Origin of the sequence: Edwardsiella sp. A.80236, from assembly GCF_044540725.1 — a bacterium.
GTDB classification, from domain to species: Bacteria; Pseudomonadota; Gammaproteobacteria; order Enterobacterales; family Enterobacteriaceae; genus Edwardsiella; species Edwardsiella tarda.
Genome location: NZ_JBIUCY010000002.1, coordinates 45039 through 58265, shown reverse-complemented (window position 1 = coordinate 58265; position 13227 = coordinate 45039). Strand labels below are relative to the sequence as shown.

The window sequence follows — 13227 nt, the reverse complement described above, 5'->3', positions numbered from 1 at the left end:
CGTTACTTAAATCCCTTCTCTTTCTTGATCAGATCATAGGCCGCCTGGATCTCCTGCGCCTTCTGCTTAGCCAGCTCCATCATCTCCGGCGGCAATCCCTTCGCCACCAGCTTATCGGGATGATGCTCGCTCATCAGCTTGCGATAGGCCCGCTTAATCGTCGTCGCATCGGCACTCGGCGCTACGCCCAGCACCTTGCAGGCATCCTCCAGCGTCGGCCCCTGCGGCGGCGCATAGAAGCCCCCCTGCTGCTGGTAATAGCCTTGCTGCCCCCCCGATTGATGGTAGCCACCGCCGAATTGACGCCCCCCCTCCATCATGCCCAGGAATTGATCGAACTGGGCACGTGAGAAGCCGAGCTCCTCGGCGATCACATACAGCACCGCCCGCTCATTCGGGTGCAGTTGACCGTCGGCAAACGCCGCCTGCAACTGGATCTCCAAAAAGATACGAATCAGGTCGATACGGCCGAAGCAGACGCTACGCAACTCGCGCAGACGCTCGCGTAGCGGATAGCCCGGCTCCTTGCCCTCGCGAAAAGCCTGCTGCGCCATCATGCGGGCCTCGCCATGTAGATTCAGGCGATCCATAAACATGGACGCTACCTGAATATCCGCCTCCGTCACCCGTCCTTTCGATTTGGTTAGGTGCCCCATCACCTGGAAAGTGGTGCGGAAAAACAGCTCCTGGCGCTGCTGCTGATTGGCAAAATAGCCACGCCGTTTGATCTCGCGCGACTTATCGAACATATGGCCGACCAGAAAGCCCAACACCACGCCCCAGAAACCGATCCCGGACATCAGGCCCAGCAGCACCCCTACTAATTTACCCCAATAGCGCATATCGTCCTCAATTCATCATGTCGTGGGACATAATTTGCTTTATCATACCTGTCATTTATTCGGACGCCTAATGGCAGCGGCATCGCTGTGCCCCAATTTAGCACTAGCGCCACGCTGGCGGGTACGATAGTCTCTGACCGATTGCGGCAAGACGCCCCTGATGACGGAATTTCTGACACCGCGTATGAAAAAAAGTATACCCACGCTGATAGCCACCCTCGTCTGGTCAGCGCTCTACAGTCAGCATGCGCTGGCTTCTCTCGCCGAACAGTGCCTGGTCGGCGTACCCACGTATGACAAGCCGCTGGTTTCAGGCGATGTCAACGATTTGCCGGTGCATATCACCGCCGATAAGAGCGAGGCCAACTACCCGAATAACGCCCTGTTCCAGGGTAACGTCGACATAAAACAGGGTAACAGCACCCTGACCGCCGATCGGGTGCAGTTGGATCAGAAAACCATCAGTGGGCAACCCGATCCGCTGCGTACCGTCACCGCGACCGGTAATGTCAATTACGCAGATAATCAGATCCGCCTCCAAGGTCCGAGCGCCTGGTCTAACCTGAATAATAAAGATACCAATGTCTGGCGAGGCGATTACCAGTTCGTCGGACGCCAGGGCCGTGGCGATGCCGATCTGATGAAGACGCGTGGGGCTAACCGTTACACCATCCTGGAAAACGGTACCTTTACCTCCTGTCTACCTGGCGACAACAGCTGGAGCATCGCCGGTTCCGAGATCATCCAGGATCGCCAAGAGCAGGTGGCTGAAATCTGGAACGCCCGCTTTAAAGTGGGCCCCGTGCCAATATTCTATAGCCCCTATCTCCAGTTTCCGACCGGCAGTACGCGCCGATCAGGTTTCCTGATCCCTAATGTTAACTACTCCAACAGTGATGGGCTGGAGTTCTCCCTCCCCTGGTACTGGAACATCGCTCCGCAGGCGGACGCCACCATCACGCCGCATTATATGGAGAAACGCGGACTACAGTTGCAAAACGAGTTTCGCTACCTGAGCGAATTTGGTATGGGCCTGGTCGAGTTCGACTGGTTAGGTAACGATCGTCAGTTCCAACAGGACCGCAAAGAACAGGGTATCACCGGTCAGGCGTTGGCCGATCTGCCGAATCGTGATCGCTGGCTGTTCTACTGGCGCCACAGCGGCGTACTCAACCACTGGCGTTTCGGCGTCGACTACACCAAGGTCAGTGACCCCTACTACTTTACCGATCTCAACTCGGCCTATGGCTCCAGTACCAGCGGTTACGCCACCCAGAAATTTACCTTGGGCTATGCGGAAACCAACTGGAACGCCACGCTGTCGACGACCCAGTTCCAGGTGTTCGCCAATGCGGGGGATATCAACGCCTACCGTACCCAGCCGCAGTTAGACGTGAACTACTATAAGAATGATCTCGGGCCGTTCGACTTCACCCTGTATGGCCAGGCGGTCAAATTCACCAACGAAAATCCCAACATGCCAGAGGCGGATCGCTACCATCTCGAGCCGACGCTGTCGCTCCCGCTCGCCAATCGTTGGGCCAGTATCAACACGGAAGTCAAACTGCTGGCGACCCATTACCAACAGGATGTGCCGAAGCAGAACAATTTCCCGCTACTGAAAGACTCGGTCAACCGAGTAATGCCAGAGTTTAAGGTCGACGGTAAGATGGTGTTTGAGCGTGATACGACCCTGCTCAAGGACTATACCCAGACGCTGGAGCCGCGCGTTCAGTACCTGTATATTCCGTACCGGGATCAGAGCGATATCTACGCTTACGACTCCACGCTGCTGCAAACCGATTATACCGGCCTGTTCCGCGATCGCAGCTACAGCGGCCTGGATCGCATCGCCTCGGCCAATCAGGTCACGACAGGCTTAACCACCCGCCTGTACGACGAGCAGCAGAACGAGCGCTTCAACGCCTCTATCGGTCAGATCTACTACTTCTCACCGGCACGTACCGGCGATGAGACCACCAACATCGATCGCCACGAGAACACCGGTAGCCTGGTGTGGGCCGGCGACAGTTACCTCAAGCTGACCGATAATTGGGGTCTGCGCGGCGGGCTACAGTACGATACCCGTCTGAACAGCGTGGCGCTGGGTAACGCGGTGATGGAGTACCGTAAGGATGCCGAAAGCGTACTGCAGCTGAGCTATCGTTATACCAGCCCGGAGTACATCACTTCCATGCTGCCGCGTTATGCTAACAACGCCATCTATAACCAAGGGATCAGCCAGGCTGGGATCATCGGCAGCCTGCCCTTAGCAGAACGTTGGGCCATGGTTGCCGGTTACTACTACGACACCAAGGCGAAACAGTCCGCCGATGCCATTGCCGGAGTGCAGTACAACACCTGTTGTTGGTCGCTGGGTGTAACCTATGAGCGCAAGATCAACAGCTGGGATAAAGAGACCCAGAGCAGCAAATATGATAATCGATTCTCGCTCCGCTTCTCCCTACGAGGCATGAACCAGAACTATAGCCTCGGTTCGGAAGAGATGCTGCGTACGGGCATCCTCCCGTATCAACGCGCCTTCTAACATTTGGCGCCGCGCGTGGTCTAACGGTAGAAAAATGCAGATAATACCGTTAGCCATGCAGGACTGGCAGTAAGGTAAACTTGAAACCCGCCAGAGGCGGATTACTACTATAGGATAGTTATGAAGAACTGGAGAACGCTGATCCTCGGCGTGGTGCTGTGCGCTAATACCGCCTTTGCGGCCCCCCAAGTCGTCGATAAAGTCGTGGCTATCGTAGACAATGGCGTCGTTCTGGAAAGCGACGTCGACGGCATGATGAAATCGGTGAAGCTCAATGCGCAGCAGGCCAGCCAACAATTACCGGACAATGCGACGCTGCGCCATCAGATCCTCGAGCGCCTGATCATGGACAACATTCAGCTACAGATGGCCAAGCGTATGGGACTGGAAGTCTCTGATAGCGAGCTGGACAACGCTATCAACGGCATCGCCGCGCAGAACCACCTGACGCCACAGCAGCTGCGTAGCCGTCTGGCCGCCGATGGTCTCGACTACAAGGCCTACCGTGCCCAGATCCGTAAAGAGATGCTGATTAGCGAAGTACGCAACAACGAAGTGCGCCGCCGCGTCACCATCCTGCCGCAAGAGGTCGATGCCTTAGCTAAGCAGATCAGCAGCCAGAATAGCGGTGAGACCGCCGTCAACCTGAGCCACATCCTGATCCCGCTGCCAGAGAACCCGACCCAACAGCAGGTCAGTGAGGCTCAGCAACAAGCTGAGTCACTGGTACAGCAACTGCGCCACGGCGCCGACTTCGCCAAGCTGGCGGCCACCTACTCCGCCGATCCGCAGGCGCTGAAGGGCGGCGAAATGGGCTGGGGTCGCCTGCAAGAACTGCCGACCCTGTTTGCCGAAGCACTACAAAGCGCCAAGAAGGGCGACATCGTCGGGCCGATCCGCTCCGGCGTCGGCTTCCATATCCTGCGTGTCAACGATCTGCGTGGCGATCAGGCCAATGTCGCCGTTACCGAAGTTCATGCCCGCCATATCCTGCTGCGTACCTCGCCGGTAATGAGTGACGCGCAGGCACGCGCCAAGCTAGAGGCGCTGGCGGCGCAGATCAAGTCCGGTCAGATCACCTTCGAGCAGGCGGCTAAACAGTATTCAGACGATCCCGGCAGCGCCCAGAAAGGCGGCGATCTCGGCTGGGCGGTACCGTCGATGTATGACCCCGCCTTCCGCGACGCGCTGATGAAACTGAACAAGGGGGAGATCAGCCAACCGGTGCACTCCAACTTCGGCTGGCATCTGATCCAACTGTTAGGTACGCGTCAGGTCGACCGGACCGACGAGGCACAGAAAGAACGCGCCTATCGCATCCTATTCAACCGTAAGTTCGCCGAAGAGGCACAGACTTGGCTGCAAGAACAACGCGCCGCCGCCTATGTGAAGATCCTCGGCAATAACGCCAACGGAGCGCAGTAACCTCATGACACCGATTCGTCGTATCGTCATCACCCCCGGCGAGCCCGCCGGGATCGGCCCGGATCTGATCGTCCTGCTGGCGCAGCACGCCTGGCCGGTCGAGTTGGTGGTATGCGCCGATCCGGTGTTATTGCTGGCGCGAGCGCGTCTCCTCGGCGCGCCCTTAACGCTACGCGACTACGATCCCCGTCTCCCTGCCCAGGCACAGCAACCCGGATCGCTGACGGTACTGCCCGTGCCGTTGGAGGGGGATGTCGTCCCCGGTATGCTCAATGTCGCTAATGGCCAGTATGTGGTCGCGACGCTGGCACGCGCCTGTGATGGTTGCCTAAACGGGGAGTTCTCTGCCCTGGTCACGGGGCCGGTACATAAAGGGATCATCAACGATGCCGGCGTCCCCTTCACCGGGCATACCGAGTTTTTCGCCGAGCGTAGCGGTTGTGCGCGCGTGGTCATGATGCTGGCCAGCGATCGCTTACGGGTCGCGTTGGCGACCACCCATCTGCCGTTGCAGGCGGTGCCCGCCGCCATCACCCCGCAGACGCTGAGCGAGGTGATCACCATTCTTGATGGTGATCTGCGCAGCAAGTTCGGCATTCAGCAACCGCGTATCTACGTGTGTGGGCTCAATCCCCATGCCGGCGAAGGCGGGCATATGGGGCGAGAAGAGCTGGATGTGATCATCCCCACCCTCGAACAGCTGCGTACCCGTGGCCTGGATCTCATCGGGCCCCTCCCCGCCGACACGCTGTTTCAACCCAAATATCTGGATCATGCCGACGCCGTATTGGCGATGTATCACGATCAAGGTTTGCCGGTGCTCAAGTTCCAAGGCTTCGGCCACGCCGTCAACATCACGCTGGGCTTGCCGTTTATCCGCACATCGGTGGATCACGGCACCGCGCTGGATCTCGCCGCCAGCGGCCAGGCTCAACCCGGTAGTTTCATTACCGCATTAAATCTTGCCATAGAGATGACCAACCACAGCAATGAATAGTAGAGTTCACCAGGGGCATTTGGCCCGTAAGCGTTTTGGACAGAACTTCCTGACCGATCAGTTCGTGATCGACAGCATCGTATCTGCCATCAATCCACAGCCGGGTCAGGCGGTGGTCGAAATTGGTCCGGGTCTTGGCGCACTGACCGAGCCGGTCGCCGATCGGATGGATAAGATGACCGTCATTGAGCTGGACCGCGATCTGGCCGAGCGTCTGTCGACCCACCCGTTTATCAGCCGCAAACTGACCATTCGCCAGCAGGACGCCATGAGCGTCGACTTCGGTGAGATGGCGCGTGAGGCGGGCCAACCGCTGCGTGTCTTCGGTAACCTGCCGTACAACATCTCCACGCCGCTGATGTTCCATCTATTCAGCTACGCCTCGGCTATCGGCGATATGCATTTTATGCTGCAAAAAGAGGTGGTTAACCGTTTAGTCGCCGGGCCAGATAGCAAAACCTATGGCCGACTGAGCGTGATGGCGCAATACTATTGCCAGGTGATTCCGGTTCTGGAAGTCCCGCCATCGGCCTTCCGCCCGGCACCGAAAGTGGACTCCGCCGTGGTTCGTCTGATTCCGCATCGTGAGCTGCCCCATTCGGTCAGCGATGTGCGTGTGTTGAGCCGTATCACCACCGAGGCCTTTAACCAACGGCGCAAGACCATCCGCAATAGTCTGGGCCACCTGTTCAGTGCCGAGCAACTCAGCGAGCTGGGAATCGATCCTGCACGCAGAGCGGAGACGCTGTCCGTGGCAGAGTATTGCCGGCTGGCTAACTGGCTGTGTGAGCATCCTCCGGTCCAGTAACCGTGCAAACAGGAGTCTTACGTTATGATCGACACCCCGCGTATTACCGTCCAGGTACAGAGTGTCTATGCCGCGTCACAGTCCCTACCGGAAGAGGCACGATTCGTTTTCGCCTATACGGTGACGCTGCGGAATCTGGGTCGCTTTAACGTACAGCTCCTGCGCCGTTATTGGTTGATAACCAACGGTAACGGCCGTCAGACTGAAGTCCAGGGCGAAGGGGTCATCGGCGAGCAGCCGCTGATCCTCCCCAGTGGCGAATTTCAGTACACCAGCGGCGCTATCATCGAAACCCCCTGCGGAACCATGGAGGGGCATTACGAAATGGTCGACCACCACGGTCAGATCTTCCGTATTGCCATCCCGGTATTCCGTCTAGCCATCCCGAGTCTGATTAACTAATCTATGTCGACACTGCTTATTGGCGACGTTCATGGCTGCTACCAGGAACTGCGCGACCTGTTGTCTCTGGCGGATTTCGATCCCGCCCGTGATACCCTGTGGCTGACCGGCGATCTGGTGGCCCGTGGCCCCGACTCACTGGCGGTGCTGCGCTATGTCAAATCCCTCGGCGACCGCGTGCGCCTGGTGCTGGGTAATCACGATCTACACCTGCTGGCGGTCTATGCGGGTATCAGCCGCAACAAACCCAAGGATAAGCTCACCTCACTGTTGGCCGCCGACGACGCCGACAGCCTGATCAACTGGCTGCGCCGCCAACCGGTGTTGCAGGTCGATGATGAGTTAGGCTTGGCGATGGCCCATGCTGGCATCAGCCCGCAATGGGATCTGGCGACCGCCCAGCGCTGCGCGCGTGAAGTGGAGGCGGTACTGGCTAGCGACAGTTACCCCTATTTCCTGAATGCCATGTACGGCGACATGCCGAATAATTGGAGCGAATCGCTCAGCGGGTTGGCTCGCCTGCGTTTCAGCACCAACGCCTTCACCCGCATGCGCTACTGTTTCCCTGGCGGCGAACTGGATATGATCTGTAAGGATGCCCCCGGTGAAGCGCCCGCGCCGCTACGTCCCTGGTTCGATTTAGATAGCCCGGTATTGGCGGCGGGTTACCGCATCGCCTTCGGCCACTGGGCCTCACTGGAAGGTCGCGGGACGCCCGCGCAGGTCTATGCCTTGGATACCGGATGTTGCTGGGGAGGCACGCTGACCGCGCTGCGTTGGGAGGATGGCCGTTATTTCCATGTTCCCTCACAGCGCGCCGCGCGTCATGGTAAGGAAGCGTAAGCGCCACAGGCGCGCCGCTCTCTCACCGGGGGCGGATCATGCCGGGGCATCGCGCCCCATTAGCCGCGTTCGAGGATCTCGAAACAGTAAGGGTGAGAGTTATCCTCATCGGCATCGTGGAACTCGCTGAAGCGAGTCTGCCACTCATCGGAGGCATAGTCGGGGAAGTAAGTATCCCCGGCGACATCGGCATCCACATGGGTCAGATAGAGGCGAGAGGCCAGCGGTAAAAAGTGGCGGTAGATCGTACCGCCGCCGATAATCATCACCTCATCAGCGCCCGCCGCTGCCGCCAAGGCTGCCTGCGGCGTACTCACCCACGTCACCCGATCATCCTGCCCCACCTGATGGCTCAGCACGATATTATGCCGTCCCGGTAGCGGGCGGCCGATAGACTCATAGGTCTTGCGCCCCATCACTACCGGTTTCGCCAGCGTATTGCGCTTAAACCAGGCGAGATCGGCGGGTAAATGCCATGGCATCGCGTTTTCCATGCCAATCACGCGATCCGCGCTCAGCGCGGCGATCAGGCTGATAATCATGCTTGTCTATCCTGTCTGGGAGAAAAAGTGCGCACACTATACGGAAAGGGCACAGCAGCGTCGATAGTCCAGGCGAGGGATTTTCTTCACGGCTCCGCTAAAATCTTGCCAGGGTGCATCACGCCGTTTACACCCCAGGACGCTTACGATATAGCCATATGCCCGGTAGCGACAGGCCGATGGAGAGCGCACCGACGATAAACGACGCCTTGAGGAAGTTCGTCACCATGTTGGCGAACAGCGGTTCGCTGTAACCACTATGAGAGATCTCCACCACCGCGATCATCGCCCGATAAGCATAAATCCCGGGGAACATCGGGATCACCGCCGCCACGGTAAATACCTTCGGGTGAGCCAATAACCAGCGTGACCACTGAATACCGATAATGCCGATCAGGATCGCCGCCAGTAACGAGGCCCACTCGATATTCATCCCCAGGCTCATCATCGCCCAACGCGAGCCATGGCCGATGGCCCCCAACAGCGCGCAATACCCCAATGCCCGCGTCGGCACGTTGAACACCATGGCGAAGCCGAGCGCCGGCACCGCCGCCAAGAGCATATCCTGTATCAGTTGTAGCAACAGCGTCATCATGCCCATCCCTGTAGCCCCCACAGCGACAACGCCATCACGACGCCTAAACAGGTCGCCAGCGTCAGCAGTGTCGCCATCGCCCAACGCGCCAGGCCGGTATTGACGTGCCCCTTAAACATATCCGCCACCGCATTGATCAGGGGAAACCCCGGCACCAACAATAGGGTGCTGGCCGCCATCGAAATGACCGATGTCTGCGAGAAGGCGGAGAGTTGTAACAGACCGCCAGAGACCGAGGTGGCGATAAAGGCGGTGAAACAAAAGTTGATCAGTGGATTCAATTGGCGATGCGTCATCACCTGACGGAAGTACATCGCCACCGCACTGGCGAAGAAGGCGACCAGTGAACCGTCCCATCCCCCTCCGTTGAGCTTACAGAAACAGGCGCAGGATAGTCCGACCATCAGAACCACCAGCGCACGCGGGTAGCGTAACGGACGAATATGCTCGAAGCGCTTGCGCACATCGCGAATATCCAATAACTGGTGCTCTACCATGATCACAATATGCTGCACCTCCGTCACCACATGCATATTGATGCCGCGATCGATATTCTTACGCGTCGATGTCAGGCAGCGTCCTTCCTTAATCGTGGTCAACACCACCGCGTTGGCGGAGATGGAACTCTCAACGCTATCCATACCCAGCGCCAACCCCAGCCGGGTAGACAGCTGTTCGACCAACATGCTTTCCGCGCCATGCTGCAGCAGAAAAAGGGCACAGTGAATACACAAACGGGTCACTTCCCGCTGGTGATCAGACTCCACAATCGACTCCTGTCCGGGCCGTCTCGTCATTGTGCCGTGTATGGTATGACCGCACACGACGCTCACCATGGCCCGACCCTCACCTCGCCATGGCGATTTATTGTGCCACAATGCCTGAGACGGCGTAACCTCTTGCGCCCACGCCATCAGGCGAACCGACGCCGCTCCCGGCGAGACGCTAGCATGAAAAAGGCCCGGCTACGCCGGGCCTCACACATCTACACGGGCGTTACTTCAGCCGCGCGTGCATCTCCTGCACCGAAATGACCTGTTCGGTCGGGTCGGCGTTGAGCGCCATCGCCGTGGCGAAACCGCCATTCAGTGTCGTGTCATAGTGCACCTTATACTGCAGCGCGCTGCGGCGGATTAACTTCGAATCCTCGATCGCCTGGCGTCCGGCAGTCGTATTCACGATGTAGGTATACTCACCGTTCTTAATGCGGTCCTGAATGTGCGGGCGCCCCTCGTGTACTTTGTTGACCAGACGCGGGTTAATCCCGGCCTCCCCCAACACGACGGCAGTACCATGAGTCGCATCCAGCTCGAAGCCCTGCTTGAGCAGCTTCGCCGCCAGATCCACCACGCGATGCTTGTCACCCTCACGTACCGACAGCAGGGCGCGTCCCGGTTTTTTCATCTGAGACTGGCTGCCGAGCATCGCCTTGGCGAAAGCCTCGGCGAAGGTCCGGCCAACCCCCATCACCTCACCCGTTGAGCGCATCTCCGGCCCCAGGATCGGGTCGACACCCGGGAACTTGTTGAACGGCAGTACGACTTCCTTGACCGAGTAGTACGGCGGAATCACCTCTTCGGTGACGCCCTGCTGCGCCAGCGTCTGCCCCACCATCACACGGGCAGCCACCTTGGCCAGCGGGACGCCGGTCGCCTTGGAGACGAACGGGACGGTACGCGCGGCACGCGGGTTTACCTCGATCAGGTACACTTCGTTATCCTTCACCGCAAACTGCACGTTCATCAGACCGCGCACACACAGCTCCAGTGCCAGCTTCTCCGCTTGGCGGCGTAACTCATCCTGAATTTCCGCGCTCAGCGTATAGGCCGGTAACGAACAGGCCGAGTCACCGGAGTGCACCCCGGCCTGTTCGATGTGTTCCATGATGCCGCCGATCAACACCTGCTCACCGTCGCAGATGGCGTCGACGTCCACCTCGACCGCATCATCCAGGAAGTGATCCAACAGCACCGGCGCATCGTTGGAGACGCTCACCGCAGTCTGGAAGTAACGACGCAAATCGCTCTCATCGTAGACGATCTCCATCGCCCGTCCACCGAGGACATAGGAGGGACGAACCACCAACGGATAACCGATCTGGGCGCCCTTCTCTACCGCCTGCTCGATCGCAGTCACCGTGGCGTTAGCCGGTTGCTTCAGCCCCAGGCGATTGACCGCCTGTTGGAAGCGCTCGCGATCCTCGGCACGGTCGATGGCATCCGGGCTGGTACCGATCACCGGCACCCCGGCCGCCTCCAGTGCGCGCGCTAATTTCAGCGGCGTCTGGCCACCATACTGCACGATCACCCCTTGCGGCTGCTCGACGGCGACGATCTCCAACACATCTTCCAGCGTCACCGGCTCGAAGTAGAGGCGATCGGAGGTATCGTAGTCTGTGGAGACGGTCTCCGGGTTACAGTTGACCATGATGGTCTCGTAGCCATCTTCACGTAGTGCCAACGCCGCATGTACACAGCAATAGTCGAATTCGATCCCCTGACCAATACGATTCGGCCCCCCACCCAACACCATGATCTTCGGGCGATCGTGATGCGGATTGGCTTCACACTCCTCCTCATAGGTGGAGTACATGTAGGCGGTATCGGTGGCGAACTCGGCGGCGCAGGTATCCACGCGCTTATACACCGGGTGTAGCCCCAACTTATGACGCAGTTTACGAATTTCGCTCTCCGCCACGCCGGCCAAACGAGCCAGGCGCGCATCGGCGAAACCCTTGCGTTTCAACTGACGCAGGAAAGAGGCCGTCAGGCCATTGATCCCCACCTCGGCAACCCGCTCTTCCAAGCGCACCAACTCCTCGATTTGCACCAGGAACCAGCGGTCGATGTTCGTCAGGTTAAACACCCCGTCCACCGACAGGCCAGCGCGGAAGGCGTCGGCGATGTACCAGATACGCTCGGCACCGGCGTCCTTCAGCTCGCGACGGATCTTGGTCAGCGCCTGCGGATCGTCCAGATTCACCTTAGGATCGAAGCCGCTCGCCCCGACTTCCAGGCCACGAAGTGCCTTCTGTAAGGACTCCTGCTGGGTACGCCCGATGGCCATCACCTCACCCACCGATTTCATCTGAGTGGTCAGGCGATCGTTGGCACCGGCGAACTTCTCGAAGTTGAAGCGCGGGATCTTCGTGACCACGTAGTCGATGGAGGGTTCAAAGGAGGCCGGGGTGCGACCACCGGTAATATCATTCATCAACTCGTCTAAGGTGTACCCCACCGCCAGCTTGGCGGCGACCTTGGCAATCGGGAAGCCGGTCGCCTTGGAGGCCAGCGCCGAGGAGCGCGACACACGCGGGTTCATCTCGATGACGATCAGACGACCATTCTTTGGGTTGACCGCGAACTGTACGTTGGAGCCGCCCGTCTCCACACCGATCTCACGCAGTACCGCCATCGAGGCGTTACGCATGATTTGATATTCTTTATCGGTCAGGGTCTGCGCCGGGGCAACGGTGATCGAGTCGCCGGTATGGATACCCATCGGGTCAAGGTTTTCGATGGAGCAGATGATGATGCAGTTATCGTTCTTATCACGCACCACCTCCATCTCATACTCTTTCCAACCGATCAGCGACTCATCGATCAGGAGCTCGTTGGTCGGCGACAGATCCAGGCCACGCTCGCAGATCTCTTCAAACTCTTCGCGGTTATAAGCGATACCGCCGCCAGTGCCGCCCATGGTGAAAGAGGGGCGAATGATACAAGGGAAGCCCACCTGTTCGGCCACCGCCAGCGCTTCTTCCATACTATGGGCGATACCGGAGCGGGCGGTATCCAGGCCGATCTTCTTCATCGCCTGATCGAAGCGGCGACGATCCTCAGCCTTATCGATAGCATCGGCGGTAGCGCCGATCATGGTGACGCCAAACTCGGCCAGGACCCCCTGACGCTCCAGCTCCAAGGCACAGTTCAACGCCGTCTGCCCACCCATGGTCGGCAACACGGCATCCGGGCGCTCTTTCTCGATAATCTTACGTACCACCTCCCAATGGATCGGCTCGATGTAGGTGGCATCGGCCATCTCCGGATCGGTCATAATGGTAGCTGGGTTAGAGTTGACCAGGATGACACGATAACCCTCTTCGCGCAGCGCTTTACACGCCTGTGCACCCGAGTAGTCAAATTCGCACGCCTGGCCGATGACGATCGGACCGGCGCCTAGGATCAGGATGCTTTTAATATCAATACGTTTTGGCATGGTTGTT

11 protein-coding genes are annotated in these 13227 nt (G+C 58.7%); 6 read left to right on the top strand and 5 right to left on the bottom strand.

What is annotated here, in order from left to right; all coding sequences use genetic code 11:
• Positions 1-2: 2 nt before the first annotated feature.
• Positions 3-842, bottom strand: a complete 840-nt coding sequence (gene djlA / locus ACEQFP_RS02460; protein ID WP_005282547.1) for a co-chaperone DjlA — start codon at positions 840-842, stop codon at positions 3-5.
• A gap of 160 nt (positions 843-1002) precedes the next feature.
• On the opposite strand from djlA, the gene lptD reads away from it, so the two are divergent.
• From lptD to apaH, 6 genes are all read left to right on the top strand, one after another.
• A complete protein-coding gene (lptD, locus tag ACEQFP_RS02455) occupies positions 1003-3390 on the top strand; it encodes an LPS assembly protein LptD (RefSeq protein WP_005282543.1) in 2388 nt (795 codons plus the stop codon).
• Between the two features lie 120 nt (positions 3391-3510).
• A complete protein-coding gene (gene surA, locus ACEQFP_RS02450) occupies positions 3511-4815 on the top strand; it encodes a peptidylprolyl isomerase SurA (RefSeq protein ID WP_370546973.1) in 1305 nt (434 codons plus the stop codon).
• A 4-nt stretch (positions 4816-4819) separates the two neighbouring features.
• The gene (gene pdxA, locus ACEQFP_RS02445) at positions 4820-5812 is read left to right on the top strand and encodes a 4-hydroxythreonine-4-phosphate dehydrogenase PdxA (protein ID WP_005282537.1); all 993 of its coding nucleotides are present in this window, start codon (positions 4820-4822) and stop codon (positions 5810-5812) included.
• Positions 5805-6620: a 16S rRNA (adenine(1518)-N(6)/adenine(1519)-N(6))-dimethyltransferase RsmA gene (gene rsmA / locus ACEQFP_RS02440; RefSeq protein WP_005282534.1), complete on the top strand. Its 816-nt coding sequence runs from the start codon at positions 5805-5807 to the stop codon at positions 6618-6620. Before pdxA ends, rsmA begins: the two co-directional genes overlap by 8 nt.
• A 24-nt stretch (positions 6621-6644) precedes the next feature.
• Positions 6645-7022, top strand: a complete 378-nt coding sequence (apaG, locus tag ACEQFP_RS02435) for a Co2+/Mg2+ efflux protein ApaG (RefSeq protein WP_005282530.1) — start codon at positions 6645-6647, stop codon at positions 7020-7022.
• A gap of 3 nt (positions 7023-7025) precedes the next feature.
• Positions 7026-7865, top strand: coding sequence for a bis(5'-nucleosyl)-tetraphosphatase (symmetrical) ApaH (gene apaH, locus ACEQFP_RS02430; RefSeq protein WP_005282527.1), 840 nt, complete (start codon positions 7026-7028; stop codon positions 7863-7865).
• Between the two features lie 59 nt (positions 7866-7924).
• Here the strand turns inward: apaH and folA are convergent, their stop codons facing one another.
• The 4 genes from folA to carB form a co-directional block, all read right to left on the bottom strand.
• A complete protein-coding gene (gene folA, locus ACEQFP_RS02425) occupies positions 7925-8407 on the bottom strand; it encodes a type 3 dihydrofolate reductase (protein WP_005282524.1) in 483 nt (160 codons plus the stop codon).
• A 127-nt stretch (positions 8408-8534) separates the two neighbouring features.
• Positions 8535-8999: a threonine/serine exporter gene (locus ACEQFP_RS02420; RefSeq protein WP_005294825.1), complete on the bottom strand. Its 465-nt coding sequence runs from the start codon at positions 8997-8999 to the stop codon at positions 8535-8537.
• Positions 8999-9799 (bottom strand): threonine/serine exporter ThrE family protein, encoded by an 801-nt coding sequence (locus ACEQFP_RS02415; RefSeq protein ID WP_047060431.1) that lies wholly within the window; start codon positions 9797-9799, stop codon positions 8999-9001. The genes ACEQFP_RS02420 and ACEQFP_RS02415 overlap by 1 nt, the downstream gene beginning before the upstream one ends.
• Before the next feature lie 199 nt (positions 9800-9998).
• On the bottom strand, positions 9999-13220 hold the full coding sequence (gene carB / locus ACEQFP_RS02410; RefSeq protein WP_005282515.1) for a carbamoyl-phosphate synthase large subunit: 3222 nt from the start codon (positions 13218-13220) through the stop codon (positions 9999-10001).
• Between the last annotated feature and the right edge of the window lie 7 nt (positions 13221-13227).